16 protein-coding genes and 1 tRNA gene are annotated in these 21,659 nt (G+C 46.1%); 11 read left to right on the top strand and 6 right to left on the bottom strand.

All coding sequences use genetic code 11. The features are described 5' to 3' along the window. Positions 1-27: 27 nt before the first annotated feature. Positions 28-1,428 carry an asparagine--tRNA ligase gene (asnS, locus tag L5L77_RS12010; protein ID WP_105252305.1) on the bottom strand — a complete coding sequence of 467 codons (1,401 nt, stop codon included), beginning with the start codon at positions 1,426-1,428 and terminating at the stop codon, positions 28-30. Positions 1,429-1,578: 150 nt separating this feature from the next. Here asnS and L5L77_RS12005 point away from each other — a divergent pair, with 150 nt between their 5' ends. Beyond that, positions 1,579-1,914, top strand: a complete 336-nt coding sequence (locus L5L77_RS12005; protein ID WP_113939548.1) for a hypothetical protein — start codon at positions 1,579-1,581, stop codon at positions 1,912-1,914. A 67-nt stretch (positions 1,915-1,981) separates the two neighbouring features. Here the strand turns inward: L5L77_RS12005 and L5L77_RS12000 are convergent, their stop codons facing one another. After that, positions 1,982-2,569, bottom strand: coding sequence for a CoA pyrophosphatase (locus L5L77_RS12000; protein ID WP_198573322.1), 588 nt, complete (start codon positions 2,567-2,569; stop codon positions 1,982-1,984). Between the two features lie 31 nt (positions 2,570-2,600). Further along, positions 2,601-4,013, bottom strand: a complete 1,413-nt coding sequence (gene pabB / locus L5L77_RS11995; RefSeq protein ID WP_263222795.1) for an aminodeoxychorismate synthase component I — start codon at positions 4,011-4,013, stop codon at positions 2,601-2,603. A gap of 119 nt (positions 4,014-4,132) precedes the next feature. Between pabB and L5L77_RS11990 the strand changes: the two genes are divergently transcribed. From L5L77_RS11990 to L5L77_RS11975, 4 genes are all read left to right on the top strand, one after another. Further along, positions 4,133-5,677, top strand: a complete 1,545-nt coding sequence (locus tag L5L77_RS11990) for a fumarate hydratase (RefSeq protein WP_113939706.1) — start codon at positions 4,133-4,135, stop codon at positions 5,675-5,677. 316 nt (positions 5,678-5,993) lie between these two features. Then, positions 5,994-8,045 (top strand): alpha/beta hydrolase family protein, encoded by a 2,052-nt coding sequence (locus L5L77_RS11985; protein ID WP_263222793.1) that lies wholly within the window; start codon positions 5,994-5,996, stop codon positions 8,043-8,045. Positions 8,046-8,269: 224 nt separating this feature from the next. After that, complete coding sequence (locus tag L5L77_RS11980) at positions 8,270-8,728, top strand: GNAT family N-acetyltransferase (protein ID WP_113939552.1); 459 nt, start codon at positions 8,270-8,272, stop codon at positions 8,726-8,728. 161 nt (positions 8,729-8,889) lie between these two features. Then, entirely contained in the window at positions 8,890-9,825 is a 936-nt protein-coding gene (locus tag L5L77_RS11975; RefSeq protein WP_263222791.1) for a M14 family metallocarboxypeptidase, read from the top strand. Positions 9,826-10,059: 234 nt separating this feature from the next. On the opposite strand, the gene adhE is transcribed toward L5L77_RS11975, so the two are convergent. Further along, complete coding sequence (gene adhE / locus L5L77_RS11970; protein ID WP_263222788.1) at positions 10,060-12,663, bottom strand: bifunctional acetaldehyde-CoA/alcohol dehydrogenase; 2,604 nt, start codon at positions 12,661-12,663, stop codon at positions 10,060-10,062. 318 nt (positions 12,664-12,981) lie between these two features. On the opposite strand from adhE, the gene L5L77_RS11965 reads away from it, so the two are divergent. The 6 genes from L5L77_RS11965 (at position 12,982) to L5L77_RS11940 (ending at position 18,834) form a co-directional block, all read left to right on the top strand. Further along, positions 12,982-13,614 carry a YchE family NAAT transporter gene (locus L5L77_RS11965; RefSeq protein ID WP_006081420.1) on the top strand — a complete coding sequence of 211 codons (633 nt, stop codon included), beginning with the start codon at positions 12,982-12,984 and terminating at the stop codon, positions 13,612-13,614. A gap of 279 nt (positions 13,615-13,893) precedes the next feature. Continuing rightward, positions 13,894-15,888 (top strand): methyl-accepting chemotaxis protein, encoded by a 1,995-nt coding sequence (locus L5L77_RS11960; protein WP_263191792.1) that lies wholly within the window; start codon positions 13,894-13,896, stop codon positions 15,886-15,888. A 213-nt stretch (positions 15,889-16,101) separates the two neighbouring features. Continuing rightward, positions 16,102-16,189: transfer RNA gene (locus L5L77_RS11955), tRNA-Ser, on the top strand. Positions 16,190-16,319: 130 nt separating this feature from the next. Then, positions 16,320-18,146 carry a site-specific integrase gene (locus L5L77_RS11950; protein WP_263222786.1) on the top strand — a complete coding sequence of 609 codons (1,827 nt, stop codon included), beginning with the start codon at positions 16,320-16,322 and terminating at the stop codon, positions 18,144-18,146. Positions 18,147-18,274: 128 nt separating this feature from the next. Continuing rightward, positions 18,275-18,445, top strand: coding sequence for an acetyltransferase (locus tag L5L77_RS11945; RefSeq protein WP_172591131.1), 171 nt, complete (start codon positions 18,275-18,277; stop codon positions 18,443-18,445). Further along, complete coding sequence (locus L5L77_RS11940) at positions 18,445-18,834, top strand: type II toxin-antitoxin system death-on-curing family toxin (protein WP_172591132.1); 390 nt, start codon at positions 18,445-18,447, stop codon at positions 18,832-18,834. Before L5L77_RS11945 ends, L5L77_RS11940 begins: the two co-directional genes overlap by 1 nt. 124 nt (positions 18,835-18,958) lie before the next feature. Here L5L77_RS11940 and L5L77_RS11935 read toward each other — a convergent pair whose 3' ends face one another. Both L5L77_RS11935 and L5L77_RS11930 read right to left on the bottom strand, forming a co-directional pair. Further along, positions 18,959-21,253, bottom strand: coding sequence for a phage/plasmid primase, P4 family (locus L5L77_RS11935; RefSeq protein WP_263222778.1), 2,295 nt, complete (start codon positions 21,251-21,253; stop codon positions 18,959-18,961). A gap of 165 nt (positions 21,254-21,418) precedes the next feature. After that, positions 21,419-21,659, bottom strand: a 241-nt coding sequence (locus L5L77_RS11930) for an integrase core domain-containing protein (RefSeq protein ID WP_263185691.1), incomplete at its 5' end; no start/stop codon positions are given.

The following is a 21,659-nucleotide window of genomic DNA, read 5'->3' as shown; positions in this document are numbered from 1 at the left end:
AGCTATGCAGTCCCAAGTTAAGGGAGATTAGAAGTTCGCAGTGCGCGGTGCACGTGGGAAAGGGATAACATCACGAATGTTGTTCACGCCCGTCACGTAAGACACTAAACGCTCAAACCCTAGACCAAAACCTGCATGTGGCACTGTGCCATAACGGCGCATATCACGGTACCACCAGTAATCTTCTTGGTTCAGATCCATTTCTGCTAGACGCATATCTAGCACGTCTAAACGCTCTTCACGTTGAGAGCCACCGATGATCTCACCGATACCTGGGGCTAACACGTCCATCGCGGCAACAGTTTTACCGTCATCGTTTAAGCGCATGTAGAAGGCTTTGATATCTTTTGGATAGTTCTTCACTACCACAGGGGCTTTGAAGTGTTCTTCGGCTAAGTAACGCTCATGCTCAGAAGATAAATCGATACCCCAAGACACAGGGAACTCGAAGGTTCTGCCACAGTTTTGCAGAATTTCAACCGCATCCGTGTAATCCACTTGAGCAAAATCGCTTGAAACGAAAGATTGCAGACGGTCGATCACAGTCTTATCAACGTGTTGGGCGAAGAAAGTTAAATCGTCCATACGCTCAGTCAAGACTGCATTGAACGCGTATTTCAACATAGCTTCGGCAAGGCCTGCGATGTCGTTTAAGTTAGCGAAGGCGACTTCAGGCTCAACCATCCAGAATTCCGCTAAGTGGCGGCTAGTGTTTGAGTTTTCAGCACGGAAAGTCGGGCCAAAGGTATACACTTTTGATAGTGCACAGGCGTAGGTTTCAGCATTCAACTGACCTGATACGGTCAGGAAAGCTTCTTTACCGAAGAAATCTTTATCGTAATCGACTTTACCCGCTTCAGTACGCGGCAGGTTTTCCATATCTAAGGTCGATACGCGGAACATCTCACCGGCGCCTTCACAATCTGATGCTGTGATAAGTGGGGTCGATACCCAAATAAAGCCTTCTTCGTGGTAGAAGCGGTGAATCGCTTGGGATAGACAGTTACGCACGCGGGCAACAGCACCAATAATGTTAGTGCGTGGGCGTAAGTGGGCTAATTCGCGTAAATGTTCAATTGAATGACGCTTAGCGGCCATTGGGTAAGTGTCTGGATCATCAACCCAGCCAGCGACTTCAAGTTCAGTCACTTGCAGCTCAAATGCTTGGCCTGCACCAGGAGATTCCACCACGTCGCCAGTCATTACAACAGAGCAACCCGCAGTCAGCTTTAACACTTCGTTGTCGTAATTATCTAAGCTATTGGGCACGACACCTTGGATAGGATTAAAGCAAGAGCCGTCGTAAACAGCTAAAAAAGAGATGCCGGCTTTAGAGTCACGACGGGTTCTGACCCAGCCACGCACTGTGACTTTAGAACCGACGGCGTGCTCACCTTTAAATACAGATGCGACAGATGCAATGCTCATTGTTGCTTAATTCTCCAACGAAACGTTTTATATGAAAATTTTGGAGGTTTATATTACCTTGCTGGTGGCTTTTCTCAAGCTGAAAAAGGTATCCTGAGGTTAATAATATCGATATTGAGCGATATAGTGAGTTAAACGGCGGGAGGCGGTATGAGCAAGACTAGAATATTTCAAATTATCCTTGCGACCTTATCCATTTTAGGCTGGGCAATAGCCGTCTATGCGCTATTAGTGTTTAGTGATGCAAGGCCAGACCGTGAAGTTGGGGCCTATTTGACTCGTGGCGCGACATTTAGAGTCCATTGGGATCCACATGAAACCCAATTATTGCAGTATTTGATTTGGGTTTGTGGCGGTATTAGTTTGGTCAGTTTAGCGTTTAACTATTATGTCGCCCACCACAGTCGTATGGGTTATTGGTTTAATATTCCCATGTTGCTGTTAACCTCTATTGTCGCCGGTTTGTATATCCACTTGGTGGTTTAAGCTAGTCATCATTGTTTGGCTAATTTAACAGTTTGGCTTTTTAACGGTTTAGCAATGGCAAGTGAAGTCAGAGGATATTGGCAGGAATGCTTAACTGGCGGCACAGATGGTCGATAATCGCGGCAGTCGCACCCCAGATAAACCGTTGTTGATAGGGAATAAAATGCACGCTGTAATAGCGCCCTTGGCGTAAAAAGCGTTTTTGGTGGCGATTATTCGGTTCAATAAAAAAGCTTAATGGCACGGTAAAGCAATCGGCTACCTCACCGGGATCGAGTTTTAAATCAAATGCCTGCTTGATAATGCCTATCACAGGAGTGATTTCAAACCCTGTGAAGGTATTATGGGCTGGAAACGTGCCCATCACCTCGACGTTATGCCTTGAGAGTCCAATTTCCTCTTCTGCTTCCCTTAACGCGGCCGCAATCGCATCAATATCATAGGGCTCAATTTTACCGCCAGGGAAACTGATCTGCCCCGGATGGGCGCGCAGATGCATCGGTCTTTGGGTTAAAATCAGATTCAGCTCACCATTAATCTCCAGCAGTGGGATCAACACCGCGGCTTTGCGCAGTCCAAGGTGAGGGAAGGCCGCCGGATCTTGCCGCGCTAAAGGGTGCAGATTAAATCTGAGTCTAAATTCCGCTTGATCCATCGACGTTCTCGTTACTGTTTAGTTTTAAAGCTTACGGCTTTTGCGGCTCTGCGCCAAGCAAAGGCAAAATCCGGCTGATCTTATCAAAGGTTTCTTGGTACTCGGCATTCACTTCTGAATCTGCCACTATGCCGCCGCCCGCCCAGCAATAGAGTTTCCCCTGCTCAGCCACAATAGTGCGAATGGTGATACTGGTATCCATTTGGCCGTCTTGGCTGATATAACCCATAGATCCACAATAAAGGCTGCGCCGTGAAGGTTCGAGCTCTTCGATAATTTCCATGGCACGAATTTTCGGTGCGCCTGTAATTGAGCCGCCGGGAAACGCCGCGCGCAGCAAATCACTCGCCGTGAATCGGCTATCAAGCTTGGCAGTCACCGTACTGACTAAGTGATGCACCGCAGGAAAGCTTTCAATCTCAAATAGATGCGGTACACGTACTGAGCCTGTTGCCGCCACTTTGCCGATATCATTACGCAGTAAATCGACAATCATGACATTTTCGGCGCGATCCTTTGGTGAGTTTGCCAGTGTATTGGCGGCTTTAACATCTAATGCGGGATCGGTATGACGCGGCAGTGTGCCTTTGATAGGTTTGGTTTGAATATCGTCACCGCGAAGCTGAATAAAGCGCTCGGGTGAAATCGACAAAATCGTGTTTTGTGGCAGACGCATAAAGGCCGAGAAGGGCGCTTTATTGGCATTGCGCAGTTGGCTATAGGTCGACCACTCATCGCCTTGATAATGGGCTTCGAATCTTTGGGTTAAATTTATTTGATAGCAATCACCGCTGTGCAAATAGGCTTGAACTGCTGCAAATTTGGCCGTGTATTGAGCTTTGTCTATTTGTGCTGCCCATGGGCTAGTGAGCATGAATGCGGCGGAATTTGGCTTTTTAGTGATTTTATCTTGAATTTTATTCAACTCAATGTCGAGTGCCGCTTCACCTAAATAGTGCAATAAATACCAACACTGGGCTTGGTAATCAAAAACTAACGCCCAGTCGTAAAAGCCGATGTTCATCTCTGGCAGTTGTATATCTTGCTTGGCCGTTATCGGCAGTGATTCAATTCTGCGGCCTAAATCGTAGCTAAAACTGCCCATTGCGCCACCACTAAAGGGCAAATCACAATCAAAAGATTTTGAATACCAATGGGTTAATAAAGTGTTGAGTAACTCGAAGGGATCACGGTTTGGGTCTATTGCCTCGGGTAAGCTCAAGCTCGTATCGATGAGCTTTATATCGCTACGCTCGCCCTGAGTCACTAACGTTGCGATAGGATTGGCGCAAATGATGTCGAATCTGGCGTCTTGATGCGGCGCGTTCGCCGAATCTAACAGAATTGCCCAAGTGTCATTTGCAAAGTGTTCGAACAGTGCTGCGGTACTTAATGTCCAGTCAAGTTGGCGTGATGCAAGCTGTTTTGACGCCCTAATTGCCATCGATTAACCCTATTCAAAATGTGATGTAGCCCAAAAAGATGTGAAAGAGTATCATATTGGCCCAGAAAGAATTAAACAAAAACAAGTTAGGCCGCAAAGGCTGCTGGAGCGCTCCTACTATGTCATCTCACCATAAAATGTCTGAAACTTCTGTGATTAAACAAGCCGACTTTATTGAAAGTGTGGCGGATGCTTTGCAATACATTTCTTATTACCACCCGAAGGATTTTGTTGATGCTATGAGCCAAGCTTATGAGCGTGAACAAAGTGCGGCGGCGAAGGATGCAATTGCCCAGATCTTAATTAACTCGCGTATGTCGGCCGAAGGTAAGCGTCCTCTGTGTCAAGACACTGGGATTGTGACCACTTTCGTGAAAGTGGGCATGGGTGTCCAATGGGACAAAACCGATATGACGATTCAGGAAATGGTCGACGAAGGTGTTCGTCGTGCCTATACCAATCCTGATAACCCACTGCGCGCATCAATAGTGTCAGATCCTGCGGGCAGCCGTAAAAATACCAAAGATAACACGCCATCTGTGGTGCATATCGACATGGTGCCAGGCAACCATATCGAAGTGGCGATTGCGGCTAAAGGTGGCGGCAGTGAAAACAAAGCTAAGATGGTGATGTTAAATCCATCAGATGATATCGCCGCTTGGGTAGAAAAAACGCTACCGACTATGGGTGCGGGCTGGTGTCCACCGGGTATGCTAGGTATAGGCATTGGCGGCACGGCAGAAAAAGCGGCCGTATTAGCCAAAGAAGCGCTGATGGAAAGCGTGGATATCCATGAGTTGATGGCCCGTGGCGCGCAAACGACCGAAGAAAAGCTGCGGTTAGACATTTTTGAGCGCGCGAACAACTTAGGCATAGGTGCCCAAGGTCTTGGCGGTTTAACCACAGTGTTAGACGTTAAAATCAAATCGGCGCCCACCCACGCGGCGTCAAAGCCTGTGGTGATGATCCCTAACTGCGCGGCGACTCGCCACGTACATTTCCATTTAGATGGCTCAGGTCCAGCTGAATTAACGCCACCATCATTGGCCGATTGGCCAGAAATCACCCGTGAAGTGGGTGATGATGTGCGCCGCGTTAACTTAGATACTGTGACTCAAGCGGATATTGAGCAGTGGCAGAGCGGTGAAACCATTCTGCTGAGCGGTAAAATGCTCACAGGACGCGATGCTGCCCATAAGCGCATTCAAAGCCTGATTGAAAGCGGTGAAGGTCTGCCAGAAGGCGTGGACTTTACCGGTAAATTTATTTACTACGTTGGCCCCGTTGATCCAGTCGGTACCGAAGTTGTCGGTCCTGCGGGCCCAACCACAGCAACTCGCATGGATAAATTCACTGACTTAATGTTAGAGAAAACTGGCTTGATGGGCATGATAGGTAAAGCTGAGCGCGGCCCTGCGACAGTTGAATCAATCAAAAAACACAAAGCGGTATATCTGATGGCCGTTGGCGGCGCTGCGTATTTAGTGTCTAAAGCGATTAAACATTCTCGCGTCGTGGCCTTTGCTGATTTGGGTATGGAAGCGATTTACGAGTTTGATGTGCAAGATATGCCAGTGACTGTGGCTGTGGATTCACATGGTGTGAACGCCCATGAAACTGGCCCTGCAATTTGGAAAGTGAATATCGCCAACGCGAAAGCGTAAAGGTTGGGATGCAGCGGATTGAACTTGATGGCTTTTTAAGCAAAATAGCTTAAGTTTGAGTTCTGATATCTGTTCTTTAGGTAAAACGTTGCGCCACTGACATTTTGTCACAAAAAAATACGCTCAGGTTCGCCATTTGGCTTGCCTGAGCGTTTTTGTTTCGATAGTGTGGCAAGCTTATCTTCGAAAGATACGATCTCAGATCGTTTTTAACATTCGTGCGGTTGCAACTCAGTAGAACTATTGCAATTTCAATAGAACCCTTGCAATGATTGACGCAACTATCGAACCAGTTTAACCAAAGACGGACATAACAATGAAAATAGCTCCTCTCCTATTGGCGCTCGGCGCTGCGGGACTGGCGTTATCAGCCCAAGCGGCCGATCCAACGCCTTTTACTGTGCAACAACTCATTAAACTCAATAAGATGCACTCTGCGACTGTGTCCCATGATGGCACTAAATTAGTTTATGGTCTTAAAACGGTAAACGATAAGGGAGAGGGCAGTTCTGATCTGTATTTATTGGATCTGACCGACACCAAAGCCAAGCCGTTACAATTGACCTCTGCCACAGGCACTGAACATGATGTCAGTTTTGCTACTGACGACAAGTCGATTTATTTCCTTGCCAGTCGCAGTGGTTCAAGCCAGTTATTTCAACTGCCATTAACGGGCGGTGAAGCGGTACAAGTTTCTGATTTACCTTTGGATATTGATGGCTACAAATTATCAAACGACGGTAAACAAGTTGTACTCAGCATGCGGGTATTCCCCGAGTGTAAGGACTTAGCCTGCTCAAAGGATAAATTTACCGCCGAAGCTGAGCGTAAATCGACTGGCCGTGAATACAAGCAGTTAATGGTTCGCCATTGGGATACGTGGGAAGACCACGCCCGTAACCATTTATTTGTTGGTGCGGTAAACGGTGAGAGACTCACTAAAGTGGTTGATGTGACTCAAGGTTTAGATACTGAAACGCCGCCAAAACCTTTCTCGGGTATGGAAGAAGTGACCTTCACCCCAGACGGTAAGTTTGTGGTATATAGCGCGAAAGCCCCCAGCAAAGATCAAGCTTGGACCACTAACTATGATTTGTGGCAAGTGCCAGTGACAGGCGGCACCGCAACCAACTTAACCAAAGACAATCTTGCATGGGATGCGCAGCCAACATTTTCGAGCGATGGTCGTTACATGGCCTATTTAGCGATGAAAAAACCGGGTTTTGAAGCAGATCGCTACGGCATTATGCTGCGCGATACTAGCACAGGCCAAACCAAAGAAGTTGCGCCATTATGGGATCGCAGCCCAAGCTCACTGATGTTTGCTCCTGACAATCGTACCTTGTATGTGACGGCACAAGACCTAGGTCAAGTCTCTATTTTCCAAGTGAATACCCAATTTGGCGATGTGCGTTCTGTCTACAGTGATGGCACGAACAGTTTAATTGCGGTCACTAACGAACAACTGATTTTCGATAGCAAAACCTTAGTTGAACCGGGCGATCTCTATAGCATTACGACTGAAGGTGAAGGGCTTAAACGTCTGACCGAAGTGAATAAAGACAAATTGGCCGAGATCAAGTTTGGTAAGTTTGAACAGTTCAGCTTTAAAGGTTGGAATAACGAAGACGTTTACGGTTACTGGATCAAACCGGCGAACTTCCAAGAAGGGAAAAAATACCCAATTGCCTATCTCGTTCACGGTGGGCCGCAAGGTTCATTTGGTAATGCCTTCAGTGGTCGTTGGAATGCCCAATTATGGGCGGGTGCGGGTTATGGCGTCGTTATGGTGGATTTCCACGGCTCTACTGGTTACGGCCAAGCCTTTACTGATTCAATCAGCCAAGATTGGGGTGGTAAGCCATTAGAAGATCTGCAAAAAGGCCTAGCAGCGGTGAGCCAGCAACAAAAATGGCTCGATCCGCAAAACACCTGTGCGCTCGGAGGTTCTTACGGCGGCTACATGATGAACTGGATCCAAGGTAACTGGAACGACGGTTTCAAGTGCTTAGTTAACCACGCGGGTCTGTTCGATATGCGTTCTATGTATTACGTGACCGAAGAAGTGTGGTTCGCAGAGCATGAGTTTGGCGGCACTTATTCAGATAACAAAGCGTTATATGAGAAGTTTAACCCAGTGAATTATGTTGAAAACTGGAAAACACCCATGCTGGTTATCCACGGTGAGAAGGACTTCCGCGTCCCTTATGGTCAAGGTTTAGCGGCATTCAGTTTTATGCAGCGCAAAGGGATCCCATCAGAGTTATTGATTTTCCCTGATGAAAACCATTGGATCTTAAAACCTGAAAACTTAGAGCAATGGTATGCTAATGTCTTCGGTTGGATGGACCGCTGGACTAAGCAATAACGACCCGTGCGTTTATGGGCTTTGCACCGACGAAAGCCCATAGAAGCAAGGCTCGTCCTGATAGGATTATCATCGGCGAGTTGACTATTAGAGTGTTTTAAGCGGGGCGCTTTAAATAAGCTAAGCGTTTTCAATTACGTGCACTTTGTTCAGCGTTTTAACAAAGCCAGAACTCTGTTCTGGCTTTTTATTATGTCAGAAATGTTTTTAATCAAGGAGTTAAGATGAACATTCGAGCCGCAACCTTAACTGACATCCCTGAAATAAGCGTATTACTCACTCAATTAACCCAAGAATTTATCGCCCCAACTTGCACTGCAGAGGGGGCTACAATCTTAGTTAATGCCATGTCGATAGAGGCGATTGGTAGCTACTTTGCTATGGGTTATCAGTACCATGTTGCCATAACGGACTCGGGTCAACTCGCAGGCGTAGTGGGGATGAAGGCGAATAGCCACTTGTACCATCTCTTTGTCGCTTCCCATGCGCAGGGGCAAGGCGTGGCGCGAATGTTGTGGGAACATGCCAAAACTCAATGTTTAGCCCAAGGCAATTCGGGCATATTTACCGTGAACTCGGCGCTGAATGCGCAGGCTGTGTACTTAGGCTTTGGCTTTGTGCCCCTTGGACCCGAGCGAGAACGCGGCGGGATCCGCGATATTCCCATGCAGCTAGTGCTTTAGGTTGACTGTATTCATTTATCATCCAAACACGAGCACTATCATTCGACTAAATAGTAATTCAACGAAAAAGCTTGAGCGAAAAGAGCTTGAATTAAAGCACTAGAGTGCAAAGAACTTGAATAAAAAGAACTTTACCGAATAGAACTAAAAATAGAGGAATTATGGCAAATTTAACATTTTATCCCATCGGCACCGTAGGCGAAAAATGGGGCGAGGCTGAAAAAGCTGCGTGGCTTGCAAGCGCCAAAATAAAGCGTTTGTATCAGGACGATGTCGTGACGCCACTCAAGGCGATGGAAGCAGCACTCTTGGCACTTGGGCTTACCGTTGTGCAATATGGCGCCTTGTCGATAAATGCGGAGCGTTATCCCTTGCTTGCGGTTAAGTCAGCGTCCTTCGATCCTCAAAAACTGACAGTATTAGTCACGGGTGGCGTGCACGGTTACGAGACCAGCGGTGTTCATGGTGCCTTGGCATTTTTAGCGGATAAGGTGGCGCATTATGTTGATCGCGTCAATCTTGTGATCGTCGTGTGCGTGAGTCCTTGGGGTTACGAAACCATCAATCGTTGGAACCCTAAGGCTATCGATCCTAATCGTTCATTTTATGCCAACAGTCCAGCGGAAGAATCGGCGGCCTTGATGGCCTTAGTCGCATCCGTAGAGCAAGATTTTGATGTGCATGTGGACTTACATGAAACCACGGATTCCGATGAATTAGAATTTCGTCCAGCACTTTGCGCCCGTGATGGAAAAGAGTACGTCAAAGGAACTATCCCAGATGGTTTTTATGCTGTGGGTGATACCGAAAACTCAATGGATGCCTTTCAGAAAGCCATTATTGATGGTGTGAGTAAAGTGACGCACATTGCTCCTGCCGATGAGAAAGGCGAGATCATTGGCTCGACTGTGGTGCAGCACGGGGTGATTAACTATCCGCTTAAGTCATTAGGGCTTTGCAGCAGTGTCACTGGCTGTATCTATAACACAACGACAGAAGTGTACCCAGATAGCCCAACGGCCACGCCTGCCGAATGTAATCTGGCGCAGGTTGCAGCCATCACCAGCGCCATTGATTATTTACTGGCACAGCGTTAGTCACAGTTTGTTGTGATATTCAGCTAAGTGGTGATTAGCTTAGTGATCGTAAGTTGAGTGATGCCCCGTTGAGCTAGGCTAGTGAAGTCATTTTGTGTGCGATCGATTAACGCATCGACTCCTTAATTAGGTCATTCACGGAACATCACGCAATAAAAAGCCCTCATTCGAGGGCTTCTTCATTTATGTCGCGCGGCTTTTATTAAGCTCGTGCCTAGCATCGGTAGGCGATATCTAGTAGTTGTCGCTATAGGCTCGGCCATAATAGCTATCGAGGAACAGTTGTTTCAGCTCGTTAATCAATGGGTAACGTGGGTTGGCACCGGTACATTGATCATCGAACGCATCTTCGGCTAATTCATCTAACTTGGCGAGGAAGTCGGCTTCGTTGACACCGGCTTCTTGGATAGAAGCAGGAATGCCAATCGTCTTCTTGAGGTGTGTGATTTTCTCAAGCAATTTTTCGACTTTTTCTTCATCCGTCTTTCCGCCTAGTTTCAAGTGATCTGCGATGGCAGCATAACGGCACAGGGCTTTTGGCCTGTCGTATTGGCTAAAGGCCGCTTGCTTAGTGGGCAGATCCGTTGCGTTAAAGCGTATTACGTTGTTGATCAGCAGCGCATTGGCTAGGCCATGGGCGAGATGGAACTCGGCGCCCAGTTTGTGTGCCATTGAGTGGCAAATCCCAAGGAAAGCGTTAGCAAAGGCGATACCCGCAATAGTGGCGCCATTGTGGACCTTTTCACGGGCGACAGGTGATTGTGAGCCTAAGTTGTAGGCATCGGGTAAATATTTGCACAGTAAATCGAGGGCTTGTAGCGCTTGGCCATCACTGTACTCGTTCGCCATCACGCTGACATAGGCTTCTAATGCATGGGTCACCGCATCTATGCCACCAAAGGCGGTCAGAGATTTAGGCATGTCCATCACAAGATTTGGATCAACAATCGCCATATTGGGCGTGAGTTGATAGTCGGCAATCGGGTATTTTTTACCGGTAATTTCGTCTGTCACTACCGCAAAAGGTGTGACTTCTGAGCCAGTGCCTGAGGTGGTAGGAATTGCCACCATCATGGCTTTGGTGCCCATTTTAGGGAATTTGTAGATACGTTTACGAATGTCCATAAAACGCAGCGCCAAATCAGCAAAATCAACATCTGGATGCTCGTACATTACCCAAATAATCTTAGCCGCATCCATTGGTGAGCCGCCGCCGAGCGCAATTATCACATCGGGTTTAAAGCTTTGAGCGACCTTAGCGCCTTGACGCACTATGGCTAAGGTGGGGTCGGCTTCAACATCGTAAAAAATTTCGGTCTCAAGGCCTTGGGCTTTTAAAATCCGCATGGTTTCATCGCAATAACCGTGGTTGAACAAAAATCTGTCTGTGATGATTAAGGCGCGCTTTTTATCGCTCAGTTCTTCGAGCGCGATGGGCAAACTGCCGCGGCGGAAATAGATAGATGCAGGAAGCTTATGCCACAACATGTTTTCGGCCCTCTTAGCGACGGTTTTTTTATTGATCAGATGACTCGGGCCAACGTTTTCTGAAATCGAGTTGCCGCCCCAAGAACCACAGCCTAACGTCAGCGAAGGCGCCAGTTTGAAGTTGTACAGATCGCCAATGCCGCCCTGTGAAGCTGGGGTGTTGATCAAAATACGTGCTGTTTTCATTCTAAAACCAAAGGCATGAACACGTTCTGTTTGGGTATCTTGGTCGGTATAAAGCCCTGATGTGTGGCCAATGCCGCCGAGTGCGACTAAGGCTTCGGCTTTATCCATGGCATCGTTAAAGTCGATGGCGCGGTACATGCCAAGTAATGGCGATAATTTTTCATGGGCGAAGGCTTCACTGTCGCAAATATCGGTGACTTCACCTATCAACACTTTGGTCCAGTGTGGCACTTCAAAGCCCGCCATTTTCGCGATACTGGCAGCACTTTGGCCAACGATATCAGCATTTAAACCGCCATTTTTTAAAATGACGTGTTGCATCGCAGCGGTTTCATCCTTCGATAGCATATAGCCACCGTGGGTTGCGAAACGCTCTTTAACCTGCTCATAAATACTGTCGACCACAATTACCGCTTGCTCTGACGCACAAACCACACCGTTATCGAAGGTTTTCGACATGAGAATCGAACTGACTGCGCGTTTGATGTCGGCGGTTTCATCGATAACAATAGGTGTGTTACCCGCACCTACGCCAATAGCAGGTTTACCGGAAGAGTAGGCGGCTTTCACCATGCCAGGTCCACCGGTTGCGAGGATTAAATTGACCTTAGGGTGAGTCATCAATTGATTCGACAGTGCGACACTGGGCTCATCAATCCAGCCAATAATGTCTTTGGGCGCACCCGCAGCTATGGCAGCATCCAGCACTAATTTTGCTGCGGTTGTGGTCGATATTTTGGCCCTAGGATGGGGCGAGAAGATAATTGCGTTACGGGTTTTAAGGCTGATTAAGGCCTTAAATATCGCGGTCGATGTGGGATTAGTGGTGGGGACTATGCCACAAATGATACCTACGGGTTCAGCAATGGTAATAGTACCGAAGGTGACATCTTCAGATAAAATTCCGCAGGTTTTTTCATCTTTATATTTGTTATAAATGTACTCAGAGGCAAAGTGGTTTTTGATCACTTTGTCTTCAACGACACCCATGCGGGTTTCTGCGGCGGCCATTTTGGCCAGCGAGATACGCGCATCGGCAGCGGCAAGGGCCGCTGCACGGAAAATTTTATCGACTTGCGCTTGGCTGAATGTCGCATACTCGGCTTGTGCTTTCGCCACTCGCTCGACCATGAGATCCAGTTCTTGTGCATTGGTCACTGTCATGATTAATACTCCTAAAAAGATTTAGTGAATCAAGGCATTCACTAAATCCTCTTTATGGTAGAAAATTACACCTAAAGCCGCGTTGAAAGTGTGATATCAACGACAATATCGTGCTTTTATGTAATAAAACTACACTTAGGGTAACTTGTTTGTTTAAAATTGCGCTGAAAATGCATCGGCTTCGATAACTAAATATTATTCGAAGTTGTGATTTAACCTCAAAAATCTCATTTTTCAGTCAATAGCGCTTGAGATACTATACTTGCCCTCAAGCTTATTTTGATGAAGACCGCGTGACACGCACATAAGGATAGTCCCTTGGAGTTAACTCTTTACGTTAAATTTTTTCTTGGCCTCGTTGCCATCATTAATCCGGTTGGCTTGTTGCCTGTGTTTGTGAGCTTAACTAGCCATCAAACGGAGGCTGAGCGGAATCACACGGGTAAAGTAGCGAACTTTGCGGTTGTGGTGATTCTCTTAGTCACGATTGTGGCGGGGCAGCACATTCTGAATATGTTCAGCATTTCGTTATCTGCCTTTAGAATTGCTGGTGGCAGCCTGATTGCCATTATTGCGATGTCAATGTTGCAAGGTAAGTTAGGTGAAGTGAAGCGTAACCAAGAGGAAGACCGCGAATCCTCGGCGATGGAATCTGTGGCGGTTGTGCCTTTGGCTTTGCCACTGATGGCGGGACCTGGCGCTATCAGTTCGGTGATTGTCTTTGCCGCTGAGCATAATTCATTGTCGAACATTATTGCGATGTTCATTACTGTGATAGTGTTTGGTTTAGTAAGTTTTGGCCTGTTTAGAATGGCATCTATCATTTATAAGATCCTCGGCAAAACGGGTATTAACGTGATTACCCGTCTCATGGGACTCTTGATGTTATCTATTGGTATCGAAGTCATTGCGGCTGGTGTGAAGGGATTATTCCCACAGCTTTTCAGCTAGAGTCATCTTCAGTCACAGTATTAAGTGTTCCTTTCTCTAGAAAAACGCATTGGAATTTTCAATGCGTTTTTTATTTCTATCTGATCCTTGTTTGACGTTTCTCAAGTTTGCTCTGCGATTAGCAAAATCTAAACAATTGATGGAATATGGGGGAAATCCTCGTTTATCAGGATATTAGCTTGCGCAATTTCAATAAACCTTAGTCGTCCTACGGTTGATATTATGCTATACCTAGTGTTCGGTCTTTGGATCTAAAACTAAGTTTAAAAGGATATTTCTATGAAATGGCAATGGATTGGTAATCTCAGTCTAAAACAAAAATTATTAATGGTTGTCTTGCCTCCACTGTTAGCCTGTTTTTTATGTGGCGCGCTTTACCTCATTGAAAAATATGAATATAGAAAAGATTTAACCTTAGTAGTGCAATTAAGCGAGCTAGCCGTCACTAACAGTAATTTAGTGCATGAGTTACAAAAAGAGCGCGGCATGAGTGCTGGATTTATTGGCTCAGCAGGAAAAGCGTTTGCGGGTAAAATACCTGGTCAAAGACAATTAACGGATACGCAGCTCGGCCTCTATCAGCGTTTTATCACTGAGAATCTTCTGCCGGAGATATTTGCCCCAAAACTTAGAGAGCTAAACGCTCAACTCGGGCGTTTAAATGCCATCCGCTTGCAGGTGGATAATTTAAGTATCAGTGTCGCCGATGAAGTTGCCTATTACACTGAGTTAAATAAGTTATTACTGACAATAGTCGATGAAACCGCAAAAACGGGTGCTAATCAAGAAATCGCCATTAAAGCGACGGCTTTTAGTGCTTTTTTGCAATTAAAGGAAAGGGCGGGGATTGAAAGGGCGGTACTCAGCTCAACCTTTGGCCAAGCTGGATTTAAGCCTAAGGTTTATGCCAAATTTATCACTTTGGTTTCGGAGCAAAATACCTATCAAGAGCGTTTTTTAGCGCTAGCAAATTCTGATTTATTATCCTCGTTTAACCGTTTACAGAGTTCAGCTGCAATGCATGACGTTGAGCTGTTACGTCAAATCGCATTCGAGCAAGATAATCAAAAAATCCTGCAACAAAGTCCCGAAGAGTGGTTCAGTAAATCGACCGCCCGGATTGAACTATTACGTGAGTTTGAACAGCAAGTCTCGGCAGATTTACTTAATACCACCCATGAAAGATTAACCTTAGCGAATGAGAAAATGTTCTTAGTGCTCGCGACCTTAATCTCAGTATTGGCGATAGTCTTGATATTGAGTCTTTCTGTTATCCGTTATTTGCATGACAGTGTGCATCACTTATATTCGACCATCACGCAAGCCCGTAAACATTACGACTTAAGTGTGCGTCTGACTCACTCTAGCTCCGATGAATTCGGTGAACTCGCCATCGCCTTTAACGACATGATGAGTGATTTTGAAAAGGTGATCCTACATGTACGTTCCAGTGGCGCTAAATTGCAACAAGCTGTGGCGCAAATGGATCTCTGTACCCATGCCATGGAGCAAGATGTGATGGCGGGCCACAGTGAGGCAGAGCAAGTGGCCTCCGCTATGACAGAAATGAGTGCAACAGTGGCCGAGATTGCTAGCAATGCAGTGCAGGCATCCGAAGCGTCTTCCGCCGCCAATATAGAGGCTAAAGAAGGCAACCTCGAAGTCGGCCGAACCAGCAAAGCGATCAAAGCGTTAGCCGACGATATTAGTGGGGCGTCTAAAGCCATTAACGATTTAGACCGTGAAATTCACGGCATAGTGGTAGTGCTTGAAGTGATCAGCAGTATTGCTGAGCAAACTAATTTACTCGCGCTTAATGCCGCCATTGAAGCTGCCCGCGCAGGGGAAATGGGCCGCGGTTTTGCTGTAGTTGCAGACGAAGTCCGAAGTTTAGCGCAGCGCTCACAAACCTCGACCTCTGACATTAAAAATATGACAGATAGATTGAAGGCGGGAGCGAGCATTGCAGTACAAGCCATGGACAGAGGGTTAGCTCAGGCTAATAGCAGTGTTCATGAAGCTGAACAGGCAGGCATCGAATTGAAACGTATTGTGGAGCAAGTAGACATTATTGACCGCATGAACGAGCAAATTGCCACAGCAACCCATGAGCAATCGGCGGTATCCGAAGACGTAAATCGTAATGCACTGAAGATCAGTGAGATTTACCTTAATACTCAAAGGATCTCCGATGAGCTTAGGGAGCTGACCAAAGCCCTGACGTTTGACGCGAATTCAATGTCAAAAGAAGTACACAAATTTACCGTCAATTAACGGTATAAAACGGTGAAAAGATTCAATAAATCACGGCGGTTTGTTTAGCAATTGTGCAACCGCCTGAAACTGAGTCTTTTTTACTTGACCCCCTTTAGGCTTTTGCGTACAGTACCGCTCCGTTAACGATGAAAGCCTCTCGGCAAGGCTATACGAAATCGTTAGTGATTCTTAAACGTGAAAGATTAACCACGCTAACATAAATCGACATATGGTGAGGTGTCCGAGTGGCCGAAGGAGCACGCCTGGAAAGTGTGTATACGGTAACGTATCGAGGGTTCGACTCCCTCTCTCACCGCCACATTCTAAGAACCCGATCAAATGGTCGGGTTTTTTCTTTTCTATCATAAACCTATGAATTATAGTTTCTAAATCCAATGGCTCACCAACCTTTGGCACCTTAAGGTGGTACAAAAGGGTGGTACAAAACGATGGCATTTATGATTCAACCATACAGCGATCCAAAGTCTGGAATCTGGAAAATCCGCAAGGGTATTCCTAAGCATTTACGGCCCTTTCTTGATGGCAAAGTTGAGCTTAAGCGAAGCCTAGAAACTAAAGATGCCTATGAAGCCAAAACAAGGGCTGCTGGTGTGATTGCGGAGTTCGAGTCTGCGATTGCTCGTGCTCAGTCACGTTTCGACAATCAAGAGAACGAGCAGAGAATATCTTCAGCTCAGTTAGATGCTATTGTCAGCTATTGGGTGGCTCATGAGCATGGACGGCTAACGCAAGCAGACATTCAAGCAAGATATCTGCTCGAAACTCCCGAGGGACTTGCAAGCATGACTGAGTGGTTCAGCGAGCCGCTAGAAGTGCTCCATGAAGCTAATGGAACAAGCCGCCAACAAACAGAAGAACAACGCTTTGTGCGGCATATGAGTGCATTCGTTGATGAAGCCCTTGAGCTTTCTCAATGCCGACTTTACGACCATTCATTAAGATTGTATCTCGCAATCCAATTGGCAAATGCCTGTATCAGGCTCTGTAACTCTGCAATCGACCATGAAGAACTCGCTCGGCGTAAACAAGGACTCGTTCGGCGGGAGCTAAACCGAGGCTTTGAGCCGACCCTACCTGATACGAATATCCAACCTACAGATCCGAGCGGTGATGCGTTACAGCAGCTTAAGGATTTAGGGTTTATCGTTACGGCCATGACCACCAGCAGTACAGCTCCAAGCAAACAAAAGGAAGCTGAATTATCCGTATCTTCTAGCGTTTCGCAGTTGATTGACTGGGTGAATAATCAGAAGAAGGCTCTGAGCTCAGAAGTTGCCTTCAGATCATGGCAAGGTGACCGCAATCGCCCTTGTGAGCGACTGATAGAGTTTTTTGCCGATAAGCCTATTGGTGACATCCAAAAGCTAGATATGCGTAAATTCTTCAGTTGGATTATTCGCTGTCCGAGTAAGCCAAGCCAAGAGATTCGAGCATTACCCTTCAACAAGCAAATCGATATCGCGGATAAACGAGGCTTGGCTCGTGTGAGCATCAATACTGCTGATAAGGAACTTAAGCTGATTTCGGGGTATTTCCAACAGGCGGTCAAGTTAGACATTTTGCCGAAGAATCCTTGCCATCAAGTGTCGCCCGGCAAAAAAACGGTGAGGGTGATTAGAGATCCGGGCTACTCAAATGCCGAACTGACAAAGATTTTCTCCCTGCCACTCTTTAGGCAACGTACCAATGCTCAAAAGGCAAGATACGGTGAAGCTCCTTACTGGTTGCCTGTTATTCTGGCCTATACAGGAGCAAGGGCAGAGGAGATTGCTCAGCTTTACGTGAAAGATATCAAGCAAGATAGCGATAATAGCGAGCGATGGTATTTCCATATTCAGGAGCTACGCGATGACCAATCCGTTAAAACGGGGGAGTCGAGAAGGGTGCCAATTTGTCAGGCTCTCATTCAGTTAGGGTTACTGGATTACTTGAATACCTTGCCAGCAGATGGGCGATTATTCCCAACGCTCAAGCCCAACAGTAAGGCTAAGTATCACCTCGCGGTCGCACGTTATCTGAAAGATGCCTTTAAGACACTCGATATCGAGCATTTTGACTTCCTAAAACCGCTACATGCATTCCGCCATCGCTTTATCACCGAAGCCAGAAAGGTCATGCGTGAGGATGTCCAAAATGCGATAACAGGGCACTCAAATGCGGGGAATACGGGGCGTAACTATGGTATCTACTCAGAGCTCCATCAGGAGATAGATAAGATGCCAGTGATAGATATTCCGAAGTGGTGTGCTCAATAATAACAAGGTGGTAGCTTAATCGCTAAGGCTTAGTACTCGGGTGTACGAGCCTTAGTTCGTTACTGTATTTTTCCTTGTTGTCTCAGGCTATACTGTTGGCAAGTCGAAGATCATAAAGGTATGAGATTATGAATCGAAAATTAGAAGTTTATGGTGTTCAAGTGGTAACTAGACCGAAGATCAAAGCGACCAAACAACTTGATTTATCAGGTGACTTTGGACGTCAAATCGTTAAGTCAGAAACCAAACTAGCATTAAGAACCCATCCCAAAACTTTCCAAAAGTTGGCTGATATGTAATGGATATCATCTGTTTTCCTTTTGAACGTGTGGTCGAAATTAATGCGTTAATCCTTTCGACAGAGCCCGGCATGAAAGGTGCGGTTGATATTCCCAAACTTCAGGGAGCGTTGAGCCGTATTGACAATGCGATTGTCTACCAAGGCTTAGATGATGTGTTTGAGATTGCTGCAAAATACACTGCTTGTATAGCGGTATCTCACGCTTGTCCTGATGCAAATAAGCGAACTGGTTTAGCAGTAGCACTCGAATACTTATCTCTTAACGACTATGAAATCACAGAGGATAATGAACTGCTAGCGAATGCCATCCGAGACTTAGTGCTTCAAGAGATTACCGAGACTGACTTTGCTGACATTCTTTATGCTCAGTATCTCAAGGGGTTGTAAGTTATTTATCCCTTGTGATCTGATGTGATTTCTCCATGGGTAGATACACAAGCCAATGTGTTGATGTGATTGATAGCAAAAGAGAGGCTTAAAGCCTCTCTTTACGTTTTTCGTTATCAGATACCTAAACGCTATACTCGGAGTTTGGGTTTGTAGGTGTCGCATGCCTCATCCCCATGCTAGCTTGTGGAATTGGCTCAGAGGTATCGTCATAAATCGACTTCAACTTAATCCCCTTAATCATGGCTTTGCTATTGTGACGGCCTTTTTCGAAGCCTTTCTCCACCAGCCGTTTGGTCATGATATTGCGGGTCATTTTCCAGTCGCCATCCCGTTCTGCCCACTTCCTAAAGGCATCGTAAAGCTCATCGGTATACACAAAATCACCTTTGCTCGTACATTCCTCTAAGAACATCGCAAGTAAGTCTGACTCGTGGCGATATTCCGCAATCCCTGACTTAATTGAGTTAGGGATAGATGCCTTAATGCCATCCTTTAGCCACATCTGCACGCCTTCAAGTGCCCAATTGAGGATACCTGATAGCTCGTTATAGAGCTTATCCATTAATTGCGGGTCCATTTGCTGCTGGCTGAAACTGGCGTTAAAGGGCAGTAAAATCATCCGTCGCCACATGCCGGGGCTGGTATCGCGAATGACGGGCTTATGGTTGCCGACCATGATGAGCTTAAACATGGGGATATATTCAAGCTCGACCTTGGCATAAAGCTGACGGGCGACAATCACATCATTACCTGTCATCGACTTTACAAGGTTCTCATCCATTCGAGAGCCCTCTGGCAATTCATTGGCAACTACTAGACGACTACCATTCAGCTTGGCTAGGGATGGGTTAGGGCCTTTACCACTGTTATTCGATTGCAGTAAGACATCGCTGCTTATCTGGTGGTAATAGCTCCCTATTAATCGCTGAATGATACTCATAAAGGTACTCTTACCATTACAACCATGACCGTAGAGGAAAAACAAGACTTGCTCATCAGTCCGTCCGGTTAGGATATAGCCTACCATTCGCTGCAAAAACTTAGCGTATTCGACATCGCCACAGGTGATCTCATCGATAAACTGAAGCCAACGTGGGCAAGTGACATCAGGCTTGTAGTTGATATCACTATAACGGCTGATATACATCTCCTTATTTGCAGGAAGCAGTTTTCCGGTTGCGAGGTCGAGCACACCGTTGTTAATCCCCATTAGCATTTTGTCTGCATCGAAGGCTTTTGCAGAAATCAAGTTGCTAGACTTGAAGATCTCCAACATATCGGCAAGTTTTTTGCGATTGAGTGACTGTCTACCAAATGCTAATAACTGATCTGCTTGTTGCCGCTTCGTTTTGTCCTTAAGCGTCGCGGGATCTTCTAGCATACGATTCGCTTGAGCAATAATTCCCTCACCAATACATCGAGCTAGTGCCAATTCTTTATCACCTATAGGCCTCCAACACTGCTCATTAAACTCGTACATACAGTTGAGTTCTGGCACATAGACTAATTTTCCGTCAACTACTTTTGCCAGCCTATCTGCGTTACCAACGTCATTTAGCGTATCTTCATCGAACGAACCCCAAATAGCTGAAATGATGTCCATAGACAACTTAGTTTGCTGGTGGCTAGCAGGGCTTTCATCTTGCATCGTTTCTGAAGTTGTCTCTATCGACGCTTGTGGGGCTACAACACCATATTGTTCTACCAATACCTCAATAGAAAGGGCGTTGTCTTGCCGCAAATAATCATCAATATCCTTACCTTGCCCTTCTGGTAAGGTGACTTGGACAAGTGCTGGTAAGCCCAGTAGAGCGAGCTTCTCCCGATACTTATCACCCGCTGGGTCACTGTCGAAGAAGGTCACTACATTTCTGTCATGTAGATTGTCCTTAATCCACGCCAGTTGTGCTTGGTTAATTTGGCCGTTGGTTGCTAGTACTGCTCCATCCCAATTATGTGAAAGCAACGCAAGTAGATCGTGTTCTCCTTCAACAATGGCAACCTTATCAAAGTTACCAAGGAGATGCTGGCCATAAAACTGAATGTTATTCAACCAATATTGCTTAGGTAGTTGATATTGCTTTTCTTTTTTGGGATCTTTAAAAGTAAAGCGGCAAAGATTACCTTCCTCATCATAATGGGGAAAGATATAGACATCTCTTGGGAAAAAGTCTATAGGATTAGATTTACCTGCCTTAACCAATCCTGATGCATACATTTCCTCAAGGCTAAAACCATTGGCTCTTAACACCCTCCAAAGTTGGCCGTGGGAATAACCTACGTCGTTATAGATCAATACTTCTTTGCGGAGTTTTCGCTTTTCCATCAGAACAGCAAGAGGCTTGCTGTTATCTACTAACATAGGCTCTACGTAATATTGATATGCCGCCTCGAACAGGGCTTGACGACGAGCCAATTGCTCTGCTGTGAGTTCTACTGTTTCAGCTTCAACTTTGGGCTTATTAGCTCTTGAAGCGGGTAAAACAGTGACACCTTCAATTTCACCTTGGATAAGCTTTTTGGCCGCATCTAAGGGCGATTTAGCAAGCTCAAAATCAACTAGAAAGTTAAAATGTAGTGGTCAAGTAAAATTGGCCACGATTTTAGAGTCATTCCAATATAAACGTTCTGACTCATTTGGCGTTAACCCACCATTATATTGATGGGGTCTGGTCTCACTGTAATATCCAGTGATGTAATTTGTGATCTCTTTATCTGCTTCTGTAAAATTCCCATAACCACTGGCGGGGATCCACTCAGATTTCAAACTTCTAAAGAAACGCTCCATTGGTGCGTTATCCCAACAATTCCCGCGACGACTC

Source organism: Shewanella sp. SM29, from assembly GCF_025654245.1.
Taxonomy (GTDB): domain Bacteria; phylum Pseudomonadota; class Gammaproteobacteria; order Enterobacterales; family Shewanellaceae; genus Shewanella; species Shewanella oncorhynchi.
The sequence above is the reverse complement of the archived record's forward strand: the minus strand, read 5'-3'. Positions and strand labels throughout refer to the sequence as shown.